This is a genomic window from Rhizobium sp. 01L410, assembly GCF_056400165.1.
The window spans coordinates 58,019-74,174 of the sequence record NZ_JBFTST010000014.1; the positions used below are offsets into that span (position 1 = coordinate 58,019).

Consider the following 16,156-nt stretch of genomic DNA (forward strand, 5'->3'; position numbering starts at 1 on the left):
CGATGATGTGGAAAGGCTGGTCATGGTCTGGTTCCCATCGCGGCGGTCAGCGGGCGGCAGAGGCGGCGAAGCGCCTTTCAAGCCGCGCACCAAGGATCGTCAGTGGGCAGCACATCAGGAAATACAGCGCGCCGACGATGCCGAAGACGGTCAGCGGCTCAAAGATCTGGTTGGAGATCATGTTGCCGGCGCGGGTGAGCTCGGTGAAACCGACGATCGAGGCGAGCGACGTTCCCTTGATCAGCTGTACGAGGAAGCCGACGGTGGCGGGGAGCGAGATACGGATCGCCTGCGGCAGGATCACGTCCTTCATCCGCGACATATATTTGAGGCTGAGGGCCTTTGCCGCCTCGGTCTGGCCGCGCGGTACGGCATCGATGGAGCCGCGCCAGATTTCGCCGAGATAAGCACTGGCATGGAGCGTCAGGCCGATGGCGACCGCCAGCCAGGCGTCGAGCTTCAGCCCGATAAGGGCGAGGCCGTAATAGACGACGAAAAGCTGCATCAGCAGGGGGGTGCCCTGGAAAACGGCGATATAACCGGCCGTCGCCCGTTCCAGCAGCGGGATCTGCGACGTGCGCGCCAGCGCCACGCCGAGCCCGGCGATGCCGCCGCAGACGAAGCCGATGGCCGAAAGAAGAACGGTCCATTTCAGGCCGATCAGGAGGAAGACGAATTCTTCTCTGCCCATGGTTGCCTCCTACTTGACCGGATAGGTGAAATAGCGGGCCGAAAACAGCGCGAAGAGGCGCATCATCAGCCAGGAGATGACGAGGTAGAAAAGCGTCACCGTGAAATAGACCTCGAAGCTTCGGAAGCTGTCCGACTCGATGCGCTGGGCGACGGATGTCAGTTCATAGGCCGAGATCGCCGAAACGATGCTGGTCGAGAGCGTCAGTAGCACGAACTGGCTGGTCAGCGACGGGAAAATCGCCCGCAATGCCGGCTTCAGGATGATAAGACGGAAGACCTGTGCCTTATGCAGGCCAAGCGCCAGCCCGGCCTCCATCTGGCCCTTGGGCACCGATTGCACGCCGCCCCTGATGATCTCGATCGCGTAGGCGCCGCCATTGATGCCGAGCGCAATGATCGCCGTCGGCGTCGGATCGAGCCGGATGCCGGCAAGCGGCAGGGCGAAATAGAGGAAGAAGATCTGCACCAGAAACGGCGTGTTGCGGATCAGCTCGACAAAACCAATGATCAGCCAGCGGACCGGTTTCAGCGGGGAATCCCTCAGTGCCACGCCGCCAATGCCGATGACGATTGCGAGCAGCATGCCGCAGATCGCCAGGAGAAACGTGCCGAGGCAGCCAAGCAGGAGGCTCGGAAGTCCATCGATGACAGGCGTAAAATCCAGCTGGTAGTTCATGTTTTCGCCGCTCCCACCATACCTGCCATAGCATCGATGGCGAGTTCATAGCCGCGGGCGCCGAAACCGATCATGATGGCGGTGGCGATGCGCGACACGAGGGACTTGTGGTAGATTTCCTCGCGGGCATGGACATTGGAAATATGCAGCTCGATCTTCGGCGGATCGAAGGTTTTCAAGGCGTCGAGAAGTGCGATCGAGGTGAATGTATAGGCCGCCGGATTGATAATGATACCGCAGGCTTCCTTGCGGGCCTGATGGATGCTTTCCACCAGTTCCCCTTCGAAATTGGTCTGGCGGAAATCGACCTCGAAACCCAGGCTCGTTGCCTTGGAGAGGCACATCTGCCGGATATCGGCGAGCGTTGTTGAGCCGTAAATGCTGGGCTCGCGTTCACCGAGCAGGTTCAAGTTCGGTCCGTTGAGGACGAAGATGGTCTTGGTCATGTCGCGAATCTCAAACGGGATAGATTTCGGGCGCAGGGCCGGATTGGCGGGCATCGCGATGCCCGCCTTGGGTTTGGATAGTTGCGAGCTTTTGGCTCAGTTGACGGCGAACGGAATGCCTTCGAGCTTCTCCGGGAATTCCGGTACCGGCACCTTCATCCACTTGTCGTAGATTTTCTTCAGCTCGCCATTGGCCTTGATCTTGTCGACGAAGGCGTTGATCGAGGCGTTGATTTCCTTCTCGCCAAGGCGGGTGCAGGCGCCGTTGTAGAGCTTCTGGAATTCAAGCTTGTTCTCGAATTCGCCCGGGCGGGCCTTCTCGACGCGATCCATGTAGAAGATGTTGCCGCCGAGGGCCTGCACCTGGCCGGAGACCAGCGCCTGGACGCTCGGTGCATCGCCATCGAAGCGGCGGATGGTTGCCGTCGTCGGGGCGTTCTTGGTCACCTGCGTGTCCTGTGCAGCGCCTTTGGCTACGCCGATCGTCAGGTTTGCCATGTCGTCGTTGGTTTTGATCGACATCGTTTTCGGCGCGATCAGAACGATGGCATTGGCGACATAGGGCTTGGAGAACTGGACGGCCTTGGCGCGGTCCGGCAGCATTGCCATGGTGGCGAACAGCACGTCCACGCGGCCGGTCGTCAGGGCCGGAATGCGGTTATTGACCTCGAGCGGCACGAATTCGACCTCGACGCCGAGTTCCTTGGCATAGAGCGCGGCGATGTCGGCGTCGAGACCATCCTGCTTGCCGGCGCTGGTGACGAAGCCCCAGGGCGGATTGTCGCCCTGAATGCCGACGATCAGCTTTCCGCGCGCCTTGATTTCGTCCGGTGTGATGGCGGCTGCCGGGTTCGCGAGCCCGATCGCGGTCACGAGAGCCGCTGCTCCCAGCATCGCATTACGGCGTGTCAGCATCGATTTGAACATGTGTTTCCTCCTCCGTTAGCCGGCCGTCCGACTGCAGCAGTCATCCTCTCCCCGACCGTATGCCGCCATAATTGCCAGAGGCGCGATTTCAAATCAACCTATTTTTCATAAAACCTATGATGATTCATAATTCACCAACTGAATTGAAATCCTCACGACATTCTGCATAATGCCTATAGCCGATTTCCGCGGATACCTGCGTAGCCGCCCATCCGGCGGCACAGCATGAAAGGATTCCAGATATGAAGACCTCGATTGCCACCGTGAGCATCAGCGGCGAGTTGCCCGAAAAGCTCGAGGCCATCGCCAAGGCTGGTTTCGACGGCGTGGAGATTTTTGAGAACGACTTTCTGGCCTATGACAGCAGCCCTGCCGAGGTCGGCCGCATGGCGAGAGACCTCGGTCTGGAGATCACGCTGTTTCAGCCTTTCCGCGACTTCGAGGGCATGCCGGAGCCACTGCGCGGCCGGACATTCGATCGCGCCGAGCGCAAGTTCGATGTGATGCAGGAACTCGGAACAGACCTCGTGCTCGTCTGCTCCAATGTGTCGTCCGTAGCCCTTGGCGGCATCGACCGTGCCGCCGCCGATTTCCATGAGCTCGGAGAGCGCGCGGCGCGAAGAGGGCTGAAGGTCGGCTACGAAGCACTTGCCTGGGGCCGCTTCATCAACGACCATCGCGACGCCTGGGAAATCGTGCGCCGCGCCAATCATCCCAATATCGGGTTGATCCTGGACAGCTTCCACTCGCTGTCGCGCAAGATCGATGTCAATTCGATCCGTTCCATCCCGCCGGAAAAGATATTCATCGTCCAGCTCGCCGATGCACCGCTGATCGACATGGATCTGCTCTATTGGAGCCGTCATTTCCGCAACATGCCGGGAGAGGGCGATCTGCCGGTCTCGGCCTTTGCCGAGGCGGTCGCCGCAACCGGCTATGATGGCTATTTTTCGCTGGAGATCTTCAACGACCAGTTCCGTGGCGGTTCGACGCGCGAAATCGCGGCCGATGGCCACCGCTCGCTGATCTATCTCGGTGACCAGGTCAGCCGGAGCACCAAGACAGCAATCGGGGCCTCCATGCCGCCGCGTGCCCCCGCCGAAGGGATCGGTTTCATCGAGTTCGCGACCGACGAGGACGAGGCCGGCGAACTCGAGGACCTGCTCAAGGCGCTTGGTTTCCGCAAGGCGGGCGTGCATCGCTCCAAGAGGGTAAGCCTTTACCAGCAGGGCGCGATCCGCATTCTCGTGAATGTCGATCCGGCCGGTTTCGCCAACGCCGCCTATGCTGTGCATGGCACTTTTGCTTACGCAATGGCACTGGTTGTCGATGATGCCGACGCGGCCTACAGGCGGGCGCTGGCGCTGGATGCCGAGCCTTTCCGCCAGACCGTTGCCGAAGGCGAGCTGGAAATCCCAGCCATTCGCGGTGTCGGTGGGGGGCTGATCTATCTGATCGACGGCAAGAGTCCGCTCGGCCATTTTTCCGAAATCGATTTCGAACCGGTGGAGGACGATTGCAATGCGGATGCAGGGCTTCTCGATGTCGATCACATTGCGCAGACCGTTTCCTACGACGAGATGCTGACCTGGATGCTGTTCTACACCTCGATCTTCGAGACCCGGAAAACGCCGATGGTCGATATCATCGATCCCGGCGGCGTGGTGCGCAGCCAGGTCATCGAAAATGCCAGCGGATCGCTTCGCATCACTATGAACGGCGCTGAAAATCGCAGAACGCTTGCCGGTCACTTCATCGCGGAGAAATTCGGCTCAGGCATCCAGCATCTGGCCTTCTCGACAGCCGATATCTTCGCCACCGCCAAAGCCCTGCGTGAAAAGGGCTTCAAAGCCTTGCACATCTCGCCCAACTACTACGATGACGTCGAGGCCCGCTTCGGGCTCGATCCCGATCTCAGCGAACGGCTGAAGGCAGAAAACATCCTTTATGATCGCGACGACGAGGGTGAGTATTTCCAGCTCTACAGCGGGACCTACGGGGAGGGGTTCTTCTTCGAGATCGTCGAGCGCCGTGGCTATCGCGGCTACGGCGCGCCGAACGCGATCTTCCGGATTGCGGCGCTGAAGAAGCAGATGCGGCCGGACGGCATCCCGAAGGACGCCTTCTGACTGCCATCGCTAGGCGATGCGGCCGCTTTTCACCACATGTTCAACGCCGCTCAATATGTGGCGGCGGATAACGGCGCGGGCGCCCTCGACGTCCCGCTTCAGCGCGAGTTCGAAGAGGAGCCTGTGATCGTCGACAACCGCTTTGCCGCGAAAACTCTGAGCCAGCATATGATAGCGCAGGAAACGGTCGAAGACGGAGGACAGCGTCTCCATCAGCGTCGCCGAATTACAGGCGGAGACGATCGCCTGATGAAACTCCCAATCGTAGCGGACCCAGTCGATCGTGCGCGAGGCGTCGCCGGCAAGCAGCCTCTTTTCGGCGGCCGCAAGCTTGTGGTGCGCGGCGACGATGCGCCCTTCCCATTCGAGATTCCCCGCGGCAAATGACAGGCCGATGGCATGGGTCTCCAGCACAGTGCGAAGATCGGCGAGTTCCTCCAACTCCTTGAGCGAAGCGGGGCTGACTTCGAAGCCGCGCTGGCCTTCGGCGAGCACCAGGTTTTCGGTGGTCAGGCGGCTCAGGATCTCGCGCAGCGACGACACACTGATCGAATAGTGCTCCTTGGCCTGCTCCAGCTTGATCTTCGCACCCGGCGCCAATGTCCCGGAGATGATATCCTGACGAATTTGCCGGGAGACGACGTCGCTGACAGTCTCGGAATGTTCACCGGTCACTTTGAGCATTGATTCCTCTACGTCCCGCACCATCGTGCGTGGAATACATTATCCTGCCGATAGGCGAATGGTCGCCAGTGAACCCTTGCTCAGCGCATGCTCGACGCCCTGCTGAATATGCCGCTGCAATATTCTCTTCGCCGTCGTGATGTCGCGCTGAAGAGCGGCCTCCAGCAGTTGCTTGTGCTCTTCTTCCGCAACGCCGCCGCGATAGGACAATGCCACCATCTGATATCGCAGATATTTGTCGAACACCGCCGAATGTGTTTCCATCAGCAGGCGCGATCCGCAGGCCGAGATCAGAGCCTGGTGAAACTCCCAGTCGTAGCGCTTCCAGTCTTCCGCCCTACTGGTATCGCCCGAGGCCATCACCTCTTCCATGCGCGCCAGCTTGTAATGGGCCGAGACCAGCCGCGCTTCCCATTCGACATCGCCCTGTTCGAAGGCCTGCTCCAGCGCGTGCTCCTCGAGAAGCAGACGCAGCGCTGCGGTCTCTCTCAGGTCGGCGACCGAAACACGCGCGACTTCGAAGCCGCGCTGCCCCTCGGCAACGACGAGGCCTTCCGATGTCAGGCGGTTGAGAATCTCTCTCAGTGTGCTGACGCTGGTTTGGTAGGCGATTCTCAGATTTTCAAGCTTGAGCTTCTGCCCCGGAGAAAGCCGCCCGAAAATGATATCCGCCCTTATTTGCCGATAGCCGCTCTCTGCGACGGTCTCGTTTGAGATTTCGTTCAACGGCCATTACCTCTGATATTCCCATTTTCTTCATATATAACGGAATAAGTATGCCGTATTCAACAAGCGAAAACGCGATTGGCGGCCGTTCTGCGGGTACTGAACCCTGATTGCCGAACCAGGGTGGCGCGCTGCGCGTCTTGACGGCCGGGATATTAGCGTCGTAACTGCATCCGACGGTTCCCGGAGGAAGTCTCCGACGGGATTAATAGGGAACACGGTGCGGACGACCCAAAAGGGACCAAGACCGTGGCTGCCCCCGCAACTGTAAGCGGATTGCCGATCATCACGGGAGACCAGCCTGCTGGATGTCTCCCTTGGGCCGCAAGGCCATGCCACTGCGATGTTATCGCGGGAAGGCAGATGAGAGGCGAATATTCGCGAGCCAGGAGACCTGCCGTCAAACACGATCCAATCAGCCGGGCGGGGATGCCTGGAAAGGAACAGACATGTTTGACCTGACCCTTCGCCGATACATGGCCTCCATCCGCCTCGATTGGGCTTTCCGCGTCCGCGCTGCGTGAGCAGTCACGCCGTGTTCCGCGGCGTCGTGCTGCCCGCTTCTCCTAAATCGAGGTCCCATGCGCCAGATTATCGCCACGCTCACATTTGCCCTCGGCCTGACCGGCTTCGCCGGTACAAGCCTTGCCGCCACGCAGTATCCTCTGACCCTCAACAACTGCGGGCAGCAGGTCACGTTCAAGAAGGCGCCTGAGAAGATCGTCTCGATCGGCCAGGGGATGACCGAAGTCCTGTTCTCGCTTGGTCTTGCCGGCAAGGTCGCCGGTACCGCCGTCTGGGTCGGGCCGGTCCTGCCGCAATATGCCGATGCAAATAGCAAGATCAAAAGGCTCGCCGACAACGATCCAAGCTTCGAGGCCGTCGTCGGTCAGGAACCCGATCTGGTCGCCGCCGAATTCGAATGGCATGTCGGTGCGCAAGGCTCTGTCGGCAAGCGCGAGCAATTCGCCGATCTCGGCATCAATACCTACATCGCGCCTGCCGACTGCGTCGCCAAGATCAATGCCGATGGCGGTGATGGCGTTCGCAAGGAGCTGTTCACGATGGACCTGATCTATCAGGAGATCGCGGAGCTCTCCGAAATTTTCGACGTCAAGGATCGCGGCGATGCCCTGATCGCCGATCTGAAGAAGCGTGAGGCTGCAGCCGTTGCCTCGATCTCGGGTGCCTCGGGCAAGAACCTGCCCGTTGTCTTCTGGTTCTCCAGCAAAGAGGTCAAGGGCGACGCCTTCATCGCCGGCAAGAACAGCGCTCCGGCCTATATTCTCAAGACGGTCGGCGCGAAGAATGTCGTCACGACCGAAGAGGAATGGCCGTTGGTCGGCTGGGAAACGATTGCCCAGGCAAATCCTGCCGTCATCGTCCTCGCGACCATGGACCGCCGCCGCTATGCCGCCGATGATCCGAAGGTAAAGATCGATTTCCTGGAGAGTGATCCGGTTACCAAGGAACTCGAGGCCGTCAAGAACAAGCATTTCGTGATGATGGACGCCCAGTCGATGAACCCGACGATCCGCACGATCGACGGCATCGAAACGCTGGCAAACGGCATCAAGACCTTCGGCCTTACGCAGTGAAAGTTGCCGCTTCCTGGCAACGCCGGTGGTGGGCGCTCGTTGCGCTCACCGCCGCCGCCGTTCTCCTCCTTGGCGTCATGATCAGCCTTGCCGTCTCGATCGGCGAGATTGCGATCCCAGTTGCGACAACCGCCAAGGCGGTTTCGAACCGGCTGTTTGGAACGGCGTTCGAACTCAGCCGCATCCACGAAGGCGTCATCTGGGACTACCGGCTCAGCCGCGCTTTGGCGGCGGCCAGTGCGGGCGCTTCTCTCGCCCTCTGCGGTGCCATCCTCCAGGCGCTTCTTCGCAACCCGCTCGCCGAACCTTACGTGCTCGGCATTTCCGCCGGCGCCTCGACCGGGGCCGTCTGTGTCATGATCCTCGGACTCGGCTATGGCGTTCTTTCGTTGTCGGGTGGTGCCTTTATCGGTGCGGTGGTGGCCTTCCTGCTTGTCGGCATTCTTGCGACAGGCACCGGGGGCTCCAGCGAACGGATCATTCTCTGCGGGGTTGCCGGCTCGCAGCTCTTCAATGCGCTCACCTCCTATATCGTCACGACATCCGCAAATGCGGAACAGGCGCGCGGCGTGCTGTTCTGGCTCCTGGGGTCGATGAGCGGCGTCCGCTGGCCCGATGTCTATCTGTCGGTGCCGATCGCGATCGCCGGCTTCGCCGCCTGCCAGTTCCACGCCCGCGCGCTCGATGCATTTGCCTTCGGTTCGGATGCCGCCGCATCGCTCGGCGTTGCCGTGCGGCGGGTGCAGATCGTTCTTTTCGGCATCACCGCGATCATGACTGCGGCCGTCGTCAGCATGGTCGGTTCTATCGGGTTTGTCGGCCTCGTCATCCCGCATGCCGCCCGCTTCATCGTTGGCCCGTCCCACAGCCGTCTCCTACCGGCCACGGCGCTCGGCGGTGCGATCTTCATGGTCGGGGCCGATATCGTTTCCCGGATCATCATCACGCAACAGATCTTGCCGATCGGTGTGGTCACCGCGCTTTTCGGCGCCCCAGCTTTCGCGATCATCCTCTATCGCGTCGGGAGAAGTGCATGAGCATCTCCATCGATACCGTGTCCTATTCGGCCGGCGACACCTTAATCATCGATGGCATCACGCTATCGGTGACCCCAGGTAAGGTGCTTGGTCTGCTGGGCCCGAACGGCTCGGGAAAGTCCAGCCTGCTGCGGCTAATCTGCCGCCTGCGCCGCGTCGATAGCGGCGTTATCCGTCTCGGCGAGGACGACGTCGCCATCCTCTCTAGAGCCAGTCTCGCCCGGCGCGTTGCTCTCGTCGAGCAGCAATCGGCAACCGATACGCCGCTGACCGTGCGTGACGTCGTCCAGCTCGGGCGCACGCCGCATCGCGGCCTGCTTTCTGCCTGGGATGCGGGAGATGATGCGGCCGTCGACATGGCCCTGGAGCGGGTCGACATGAAACACCGCGCCGGACAGATATGGCAGACACTTTCCGGCGGGGAGCGTCAGCGCGTCCATATCGCGAGAGCTCTGGCTCAGACGCCGACCGAGCTCCTGCTCGACGAACCGACAAACCACCTCGATATCCAGCACCAGCTCGAAATTCTATCCCTCGTGTCGAAACTCGGGACGACCTGCATCATTGCCATGCATGATCTCAATCTCGCAGCGATGTTCTGCGACAGCCTCGCCGTGCTGCAGAAGGGTAAAGTGGTTGCATTAGGAACCACATGGGAGGTTTTGAACGAAGATCTGATTGCCCGCGTCTTTGGCGTCCGGGCGTATGTCGAGCAATCGGCGGTGCACGGCCGCTACAACATTCAATATGCGATAGACTGAAGATGGCCTTGAGCCGCTGCCTGAGGTTCATGGAGAATTGCCGGCGCGCGCAATTGGGAGTGTTGCGCCAGTTTGCCGGGATGGCATTTCACTGGAAGTTCGCTACAGTAGATCCCGATGAACTGGAGCATGGTCATGACCGAACGTCGTCAGCTTCCTCTGCATCCCGTCTCAACGGGTGCCGCGGCAGCCTGGATTGCCATGACAGCGGGCTCCAGCGTCGTCCTTAGTCTCTATTTCGCATGCGTCACGCCCTTCGTTGCGCTGTCGGCGGTTTCCGCCATGGCGCTTCCGCGGCAAATGGCGATCTATGCGGTTCTGCTCGCATGGCTGGGCAACCAGGTGGTGGGTTATCTCATTCTCGGCTACCCGCAGGCCTGGGACAGCTATGCCTGGGGTCTCGCCATCGGCGTGGCTGCTGCTACCTCTCTCCTGGCGGCATTTGTTGTTATCAGGCTTCAGACCGGCATCTTTGCTATGGCTGCCGGCACGTTTCTGGCTGCCTTCGTGGTGTATGAAGGCGTCCTCTTCGCAGCGACGTCCGTCCTGCCATCGGGCCAAGGCGCGTTTTCTATTGCCGTCATTTCGCAGGTGCTGGTGATCAACGCTGCCGCTGCTGCCGCTCTTGCGCTCGCCCATTTTCTCGCCGCGGCCTTGCGGCTGCTGTTTGTCACGGCAGACGCACCGATGCTGCGATAGAGCGCTTTCACCGGCAACGGGCATATGTGGTGTCGGCGTGTCTCTTCCGGTGATTTGTTCTTCCGTCCGGCCGTGGCGGGCAACGGTTTTTCAATCTGAACCGCGACCTTGAACGGATCTGTGTTTCAGTCCGTTCGATCGTCTCTATGCTGGGCTCTTCGACGCGCCCCAGAATACGAGGACTTTCATGACGGCCCTGAACGACGCCAACCCATCCGGCAGTGCGCTGCCTGTGCTTGATATCTCGCGGTTTCACGGCCGGGAACGCGAGGCTTTCGTCGCAGAGCTTCGCCATGTGCTTCATGATCACGGCTTCTTCTATCTCACCGGGCACGGGGTCGAGCAGGCTTTCATCGACGATGTCATTGCCGCGTCCAAAAGGTTCTTTGCGCTTCCGATGGACGAGAAGCTGAAGATCGAGATGATCAAGTCACCGCATTTTAGAGGATACAATCGCGCCGGGCAGGAACGCACGCGCGGCGAACAGGATTGGCGCGAGCAGCTCGACATCAACACCGAAGGTACGGCTGCGAAGATCGGTCCCGCCACGCCGCCATGGAAATGGCTTCAGGGCCCGAACCAGTGGCCGGAAGCCCTTCCTGAACTGAAACCGCTTCTTCTCGCCTATCAAGCGGAAGTGACAAGGATCGGCATCGATATTTTGAAGGCCATCGCTGTTGCGCTCGACCAGCCGGAAGATGTCTTCGCCGGTATCTACGATCCGCAGCCGTCGCAGCTTCTGAAGATCATCCGGTATCCGGGCCGGGATGTCGCCGAGACCGATCAGGGCGTCGGGGCACACAAGGATGGCGGCTTCGTCACCGTTCTTCTCCAGGACAAGACGCCCGGCCTGCGCGTCCGCACAGAGGCCGGTGATTGGATCAGCGCCCCGCCGGTTCCCGGCACCTTCGTCATCAACACGGGCGAACTCCTTGAACTGGCGACAAACGGTTTCGTCCGTGCAGACGTTCACGACGTCGTCGCACCACCCCGTGGCGTCGAGCGGTTCTCCGTGGCGTTCTTCCTGGGCTCGCGTCCCGATGCGACGATACCGGTGATCGAGCTTCCCGAAGCGCTTCGCAGCAATGAGCGTGGCGTGACCGCGGATCCGCTGAACCCGATCTTTCGCGAAGTCGGGATCAATCAGCTGAAGAGCCGCCTGCGATCTCATCCTGATGTCGCTCAGACCCACCATGCCGATCTGGCGAAATCAATTCTCGGATCGTAGCCCGCCCGAATCCGGGCTGGCAACACTTCCAGTTTCCTAGATGCCGGAACCATCGAGGTTCTGATGGTCGTCGCCCGCCCAGGGCGCCGGCATCGAGCTGCGTCCGAGATTTGCGGAAGGCATCGGCATCCAGCACTTCAATTCCGGTTCGGCATATTCGATGATCTGCCCGGGCGAGGAATCCGACGCGCGCCAGCCTTCGCCGCCAAACTGATCGCCATTCGACCAATAGGCGAGATCGACTTCCGCCGATCCCTGTTCGGACGGACGGATCGTCACCAGAATCCGGCTGCCGTCTCTCGGCGCACTTGCCATCTGGCGCCAGCGGTCCAACTCTTCCACCGTTTTCTCCTCCTGCCTTGATACGCTTGTAAATGTCGTCCTGACATCGGGAACGGTCAACTTAAACTTTCAGCAAAACCGGCGAACCGATGCCAACTTCCAGGGATAGGCCGCGCGCCCCAGAAGATGCTGGCCTTTTCGTATTTCAGGCGCTAGCGCTGTGGCTCAGACGAGATCGAGCATGAAAGGGCATTTGAATGGTCGAGAGAATTGGCTTGGCGGCGCGCTGGAGCGACGCAGTGGTCGTCGGAAACCTGATCTTCCTCGCCGGCCATACGGCTGAAACCACCCGTGGCCAGCCGGTGCGGCTGCAGACCGAAGATGTTCTGGCCAGCCTCGACGATACGCTGGCGCAGGCGGGCGTCAGCAAGAAAAATCTCGTCAGCGTCACCATCTACCTCTCCGACATTTCGGGGTTTGACGAGATGAATGCGGCTTGGGATGCGTGGGTGCCGGTGGGACATGCGCCGGCTCGTGCAACGGTCGAGGCCAGGCTGGCTTCGCCTGACCTCTTCGTTGAAATGACGGCGATCGCGGCGAAGTAATCGCCCCGTCAGTCTTGCAAATCAGATGCGCGATCAGCGGGCACTGAAGGCGACCTTGGCGATCTCATTGGCCAGCTGGTCCTGTGTGTAGGGCTTTCCAAGCCTTGCGACGTCCAGATCGACCCCTGGGGGAAGTTCCGCGTAGCCGGACGCGATGAGGATCGGCAGGGCCGGCGCGATGGCGCGCACAGCTCTCGCCAGATCGCCGCCGGTCATGCCGGGCATGGAATAGTCGGTGATGACAAGATCGAAGGCCGATCCGTCACCGAAAAATTCCAGCGCCTCCGTTCCGGAATGGGCTTCGACGACGTCATGTCCGAGATCCATCAGCATGTCGGCAGAGCTCATCGCGATGAGAAGGTCGTCATCGACAAGCAATATCCGCTTCGGCCCTGACGCATTGCTGGCGGCCTGTGGCGGGATGACGATCAATTCGGGCTGTGCAGCGCTGGAGATCGATACAGGTATCCACAACTCGGCCGTCGTGCCCTTGCGAACTTCGCTGGTCAGTTTGAGGTCGCCCTTCAGCTGGGATGCAAGGCCATGGATCATCGACAGGCCGAGACCGGTTCCCTTGCCGAGCTCCTTGGTAGAGAAGAACGGCTCGATTGCCTTTTTCAGGGTCTCCTCGTCCATTCCGTGGCCCTGGTCGGCGACGGAAAGGATGACATAGCTGCCAGCCGCGAGCTCTGCCGTCCCGGATATCTGCTCGGATTGTCTAAGTTCGATACGAATGGTGCCGCCGTCCGGCATAGCGTCACGGGCATTGACGGCGAGATTGAGCAGCGCCAGTTCGACCTGGTTTGCGTCTGCGGAGACGAGGGGAAGATCATCCGGCACCACGGTTTCGACAACGATAGTCGAGCCGACGGAGCGCTTGAGAAGGTCTTCCATGCCAAACACCAGCGCCCGCATATCGACCGGGTCGATGCGAAGATCCTGCCGCCTGGAAAAGGCCAGCAGACGCTGAGTCAGCGACGCGCCTCTCCTGGCGCCCTGCTGGGCGCCGTCGATCAGGCGCAGCGCCCTGGCGTCGTCTCCCGCATGTTTGCGCAGAAGTTCAAGATTGCCGAGAACTGCCATGAGAAGATTGTTGAAATCATGCGCGACCCCGCCGGTCAGCTGGCCGATCGCCTCCATCTTTTGAGCCTGCCGCAACTGTTCTTCGGCGCGCTCGCGCTGGCTCACCTCTGCCATGACGACCGCGTGCGCCTGTTCCAGCTCGCGGGTGCGCTCGGCGACACGCTCTTCTAGCAGCTCGTTCAGCTGCCGCTGGTGTTCCTCCGCCTTGAGGCGGTCGGTAATGTCAGCCGAAACGCCGACAAGTTTGATCGCCTTGCCCCACCGGTCCTTGTAGAGCTGCGCCCGGATTTCGGCCCAATGCACCGAGCCGTCTTTCCAGATTGTCCGGTACTCGATCGAATAATCCGCTCCGCTTTCGATCGTCGCCCGGACGGCGGTCTGCATCCGGCCGACATCCTCTGGGTGAATGATAGCGAGCAGATCGGTATACGAAAACGCATCGTCCGGGCTGCGTCCGAAAATCGCTTTGCAGGTCGCCGATGTGGTCAGCTCGTTGGTGGTGAGATCGAGCTCCCAGGCGCCGAGCCGGCCGGCGCCAAGAGCGGTCTGCAGTCGGCGTTCACCCTCATCAAGAGCCTCGATCCGCGATCGTGCCTCATATTGCCGCCGGCGCCCGCGCATGGCGGAACGCGCCACGCTGATGAAAGTGGTCGCATGGAACGGGCGCTCAACGAAGCTGACATTTCCGAGCACTTCCGAGAGCCGGGCGGCAGCCGGATTGCGTTCGGGGCCGCCACCGCGATTGGTGAGGATGATGAAGGGAAGGTCGGACCAGCTCGGCTGCACTTCGATCCAGGCGGAAACGGCGCGCAGATCGGCGGAACGAAATGCTTCCTCGGTGATAACGGCAAAGGCGACAGCGTCGCCAAGGTTGGCGGCAAAGGACGGCAGATCGGACACGATCCTTGCCTTGATGCCTGCCTCCTGCAGGAGCGACGCTGCAATTTTCGAATCCCGGCCGACTGGAGCGTAGATCAGGCCGATGGTATCGCTGTTAGGAATCGGTGCCGTCCTCATCTGACAATGGAAGGAGCGGCTGTCTTTCTCCAACAAAATTCGGGACGCCGCGTAGTACGCCCTGGAACCCCGAAAGTGGTTCGCCAAGCGACAGTCCGGCATTGGAAATTCGAAATTCGCGGATGGTATCCTCGTGCGGTCCGGTTCGCTTCTTGATCACGGAGACCGCGCGGCGCACCTTGCCCAAGGCCTCGAAATACCGGAGCAGGATGACGCTGTCGGCGAGATAGGTGACATCGACGGGCGACTTCATGTCGCCGACAAGACCATGCTGGGCGACGGTCAGGAACGTATTGGCGCCTTGCCGGTTCAGATATTGAAGCAGCTCATGCATGTGCAGAATGAGGGCGTTTTCCTCCGGCATCGCGGCCTGATAGCCGTTGATGCTGTCGATAATGACCGTTTTTGCGTCATAGCTCGCAACCCTGTCTCTGACACGCTGCGTAAACTCTCCCGGTGAAAGTTCGGCCGCATCCAGCTGCTCGATATGGATAGACCCATCGTCGCGCATCTTTTCAAGATCGATGCCCATCGACTTTGTACGTGCGAAGAGGAGTCCCAGCTCTTCATCGAAAATGAAGATCGCGGCCCTCTCGCCCCGCTGCACCGCCGCATTGACGAATTGCAGGGTAAACAGGCTTTTGCCGGTACCAGCCGGGCCGATCAGCAAGGTGCTGGATCCTCGCTCGATGCCGCCGCCCAGAAGACGATCGAATTCGCGCAGCCCGCTGGAGAGAGTGGTCCGCTCGAACCCGGTCTTGTGCTCGACAGCGCGCAGGCGCGGGAAGACTGCGACCCCACCGGTTTTGATGACGAAGTCGTGGTAGCCGCCGCGGAACGACTGGCCGCGGTACTTGATGACCCTGAGGCGGCGGCGCTCCGACCCATAGTTGGGCGCCAGCTGCTCAAGATGGATGACGCCGTGGACGACGCTGTGCACGGTCTTGTCGAGGCTATCGGACGTCATGTCGTCGAGCAGCAGGACGGTCGCATCCGATCGCGAGAAAAAGTGCTTCAGCGCCAGAATCTGCCGGCGGTAGCGGAGCGAACTCTGCGCCAGCAGGCGGATTTCCGACAGGCTGTCGATGACGACACGCTGAGGCTTGATCCGCTCGAAGGCCTCGAAGATCAGCTTGGTCGTTTCTCCAAGTTCCAGGTCCGACGAATAGAGCAGGCTTTGCTGCTGGTCGGCGTCGAGCAGACTTTCCGGCGGCACGAGTTCGAAAATCTCGACCCGCGAGTCGATCTCCATACCGTGCGACCTGGCGCAATCACGAAGCTCCTCATCGGTTTCGGAGAGGCTGATGTAGAGACAACGCTCGCCGAGTGCGGCACCCTCGAGAAGGAACTGCAGCGCGATCGTCGTTTTCCCCGTGCCGGGAGATCCTTCGAGCAGAAATACATGTTTGCGGGTAAACCCGCCGGCAAGCACATCGTCGAGGCCCTGGACGCCAGTCTCTGCCTTGCTCATCAATACCTTATCCATGCTTCCTCCGAATTCGCTAAAATAGTTAGGGCGGATAGCACATGGAAACAAGGCGGTAGCCGCGCACGAAACCGGGTGT

Annotated in this window: 16 protein-coding genes and 1 riboswitch; of the genes, 7 read left to right on the top strand and 9 right to left on the bottom strand. The window is 60.5% G+C overall.

Annotated elements, in window-relative coordinates; all coding sequences use genetic code 11:
- Nucleotides 1–46 precede the first annotated feature (46 nt).
- The 4 genes from AC1DV9_RS24955 to AC1DV9_RS24970 all read right to left on the bottom strand — a co-directional run bounded on the left by AC1DV9_RS24955 (nucleotide 47) and on the right by AC1DV9_RS24970 (nucleotide 2,742).
- Entirely contained in the window at nucleotides 47–691 is a 645-nt protein-coding gene (locus tag AC1DV9_RS24955) for an amino acid ABC transporter permease (protein ID WP_112390033.1), read from the bottom strand.
- A gap of 9 nt (nucleotides 692–700) precedes the next feature.
- Nucleotides 701–1,369 carry an amino acid ABC transporter permease gene (locus tag AC1DV9_RS24960; RefSeq protein WP_112390032.1) on the bottom strand — a complete coding sequence of 223 codons (669 nt, stop codon included), beginning with the start codon at nucleotides 1,367–1,369 and terminating at the stop codon, nucleotides 701–703.
- Nucleotides 1,366–1,815, bottom strand: a complete 450-nt coding sequence (gene aroQ, locus AC1DV9_RS24965; RefSeq protein ID WP_112390090.1) for a type II 3-dehydroquinate dehydratase — start codon at nucleotides 1,813–1,815, stop codon at nucleotides 1,366–1,368. The genes AC1DV9_RS24960 and aroQ overlap by 4 nt, the downstream gene beginning before the upstream one ends.
- Before the next feature lie 96 nt (nucleotides 1,816–1,911).
- Nucleotides 1,912–2,742, bottom strand: a complete 831-nt coding sequence (locus tag AC1DV9_RS24970; protein WP_112390031.1) for a transporter substrate-binding domain-containing protein — start codon at nucleotides 2,740–2,742, stop codon at nucleotides 1,912–1,914.
- A 242-nt stretch (nucleotides 2,743–2,984) separates the two neighbouring features.
- On the opposite strand from AC1DV9_RS24970, the gene AC1DV9_RS24975 reads away from it, so the two are divergent.
- Nucleotides 2,985–4,871 carry a bifunctional sugar phosphate isomerase/epimerase/4-hydroxyphenylpyruvate dioxygenase family protein gene (locus AC1DV9_RS24975; RefSeq protein WP_477950389.1) on the top strand — a complete coding sequence of 629 codons (1,887 nt, stop codon included), beginning with the start codon at nucleotides 2,985–2,987 and terminating at the stop codon, nucleotides 4,869–4,871.
- A 9-nt stretch (nucleotides 4,872–4,880) separates the two neighbouring features.
- Here the strand turns inward: AC1DV9_RS24975 and AC1DV9_RS24980 are convergent, their stop codons facing one another.
- Entirely contained in the window at nucleotides 4,881–5,555 is a 675-nt protein-coding gene (locus AC1DV9_RS24980; protein WP_112390029.1) for a GntR family transcriptional regulator, read from the bottom strand.
- Nucleotides 5,556–5,594: 39 nt separating this feature from the next.
- Entirely contained in the window at nucleotides 5,595–6,281 is a 687-nt protein-coding gene (locus tag AC1DV9_RS24985; protein WP_112390028.1) for a GntR family transcriptional regulator, read from the bottom strand.
- A 160-nt stretch (nucleotides 6,282–6,441) separates the two neighbouring features.
- A riboswitch (cobalamin riboswitch) is annotated at nucleotides 6,442–6,697 on the top strand.
- 165 nt (nucleotides 6,698–6,862) lie between these two features.
- On the opposite strand from AC1DV9_RS24985, the gene AC1DV9_RS24990 reads away from it, so the two are divergent.
- The 5 genes from AC1DV9_RS24990 (at nucleotide 6,863) to AC1DV9_RS25010 (ending at nucleotide 11,604) form a co-directional block, all read left to right on the top strand.
- Entirely contained in the window at nucleotides 6,863–7,879 is a 1,017-nt protein-coding gene (locus AC1DV9_RS24990) for an ABC transporter substrate-binding protein (protein ID WP_112390027.1), read from the top strand.
- Nucleotides 7,876–8,916 carry a FecCD family ABC transporter permease gene (locus AC1DV9_RS24995; RefSeq protein ID WP_310301273.1) on the top strand — a complete coding sequence of 347 codons (1,041 nt, stop codon included), beginning with the start codon at nucleotides 7,876–7,878 and terminating at the stop codon, nucleotides 8,914–8,916. The genes AC1DV9_RS24990 and AC1DV9_RS24995 overlap by 4 nt, the downstream gene beginning before the upstream one ends.
- Complete coding sequence (locus AC1DV9_RS25000) at nucleotides 8,913–9,677, top strand: ABC transporter ATP-binding protein (protein WP_112390026.1); 765 nt, start codon at nucleotides 8,913–8,915, stop codon at nucleotides 9,675–9,677. The genes AC1DV9_RS24995 and AC1DV9_RS25000 overlap by 4 nt, the downstream gene beginning before the upstream one ends.
- A gap of 135 nt (nucleotides 9,678–9,812) precedes the next feature.
- Complete coding sequence (locus tag AC1DV9_RS25005) at nucleotides 9,813–10,376, top strand: hypothetical protein (RefSeq protein WP_477950390.1); 564 nt, start codon at nucleotides 9,813–9,815, stop codon at nucleotides 10,374–10,376.
- Nucleotides 10,377–10,563: 187 nt separating this feature from the next.
- Complete coding sequence (locus AC1DV9_RS25010; protein ID WP_112390023.1) at nucleotides 10,564–11,604, top strand: isopenicillin N synthase family dioxygenase; 1,041 nt, start codon at nucleotides 10,564–10,566, stop codon at nucleotides 11,602–11,604.
- 36 nt (nucleotides 11,605–11,640) lie between these two features.
- Here the strand turns inward: AC1DV9_RS25010 and AC1DV9_RS25015 are convergent, their stop codons facing one another.
- Nucleotides 11,641–11,946, bottom strand: a complete 306-nt coding sequence (locus tag AC1DV9_RS25015; protein ID WP_112390022.1) for a hypothetical protein — start codon at nucleotides 11,944–11,946, stop codon at nucleotides 11,641–11,643.
- 197 nt (nucleotides 11,947–12,143) lie between these two features.
- On the opposite strand from AC1DV9_RS25015, the gene AC1DV9_RS25020 reads away from it, so the two are divergent.
- Nucleotides 12,144–12,491 carry a RidA family protein gene (locus AC1DV9_RS25020; protein WP_477950391.1) on the top strand — a complete coding sequence of 116 codons (348 nt, stop codon included), beginning with the start codon at nucleotides 12,144–12,146 and terminating at the stop codon, nucleotides 12,489–12,491.
- 33 nt (nucleotides 12,492–12,524) lie between these two features.
- Here AC1DV9_RS25020 and AC1DV9_RS25025 read toward each other — a convergent pair whose 3' ends face one another.
- Nucleotides 12,525–14,591, bottom strand: coding sequence for a hybrid sensor histidine kinase/response regulator (locus AC1DV9_RS25025; RefSeq protein ID WP_477950392.1), 2,067 nt, complete (start codon nucleotides 14,589–14,591; stop codon nucleotides 12,525–12,527).
- Nucleotides 14,569–16,077 carry an ATPase domain-containing protein gene (locus AC1DV9_RS25030; RefSeq protein WP_112390019.1) on the bottom strand — a complete coding sequence of 503 codons (1,509 nt, stop codon included), beginning with the start codon at nucleotides 16,075–16,077 and terminating at the stop codon, nucleotides 14,569–14,571. Before AC1DV9_RS25030 ends, AC1DV9_RS25025 begins: the two co-directional genes overlap by 23 nt.
- Nucleotides 16,078–16,156: the final 79 nt, after the last annotated feature.

Coding starts and splice junctions, on each gene's coding strand:
- AC1DV9_RS24955 (WP_112390033.1), bottom strand. CDS start 691: ATGGGCAGAGAAGAATTCGTCTTCCTCCTGATCGGCCTGAAATGGACC.
- AC1DV9_RS24960 (WP_112390032.1), bottom strand. CDS start 1,369: ATGAACTACCAGCTGGATTTTACGCCTGTCATCGATGGACTTCCGAGC.
- aroQ (WP_112390090.1), bottom strand. CDS start 1,815: ATGACCAAGACCATCTTCGTCCTCAACGGACCGAACTTGAACCTGCTC.
- AC1DV9_RS24970 (WP_112390031.1), bottom strand. CDS start 2,742: ATGTTCAAATCGATGCTGACACGCCGTAATGCGATGCTGGGAGCAGCG.
- AC1DV9_RS24975 (WP_477950389.1), top strand. CDS start 2,985: ATGAAGACCTCGATTGCCACCGTGAGCATCAGCGGCGAGTTGCCCGAA.
- AC1DV9_RS24980 (WP_112390029.1), bottom strand. CDS start 5,555: ATGCTCAAAGTGACCGGTGAACATTCCGAGACTGTCAGCGACGTCGTC.
- AC1DV9_RS24990 (WP_112390027.1), top strand. CDS start 6,863: ATGCGCCAGATTATCGCCACGCTCACATTTGCCCTCGGCCTGACCGGC.
- AC1DV9_RS25000 (WP_112390026.1), top strand. CDS start 8,913: ATGAGCATCTCCATCGATACCGTGTCCTATTCGGCCGGCGACACCTTA.
- AC1DV9_RS25005 (WP_477950390.1), top strand. CDS start 9,813: ATGACCGAACGTCGTCAGCTTCCTCTGCATCCCGTCTCAACGGGTGCC.
- AC1DV9_RS25010 (WP_112390023.1), top strand. CDS start 10,564: ATGACGGCCCTGAACGACGCCAACCCATCCGGCAGTGCGCTGCCTGTG.
- AC1DV9_RS25020 (WP_477950391.1), top strand. CDS start 12,144: ATGGTCGAGAGAATTGGCTTGGCGGCGCGCTGGAGCGACGCAGTGGTC.
- AC1DV9_RS25025 (WP_477950392.1), bottom strand. CDS start 14,591: ATGAGGACGGCACCGATTCCTAACAGCGATACCATCGGCCTGATCTAC.
- AC1DV9_RS25030 (WP_112390019.1), bottom strand. CDS start 16,077: ATGGATAAGGTATTGATGAGCAAGGCAGAGACTGGCGTCCAGGGCCTC.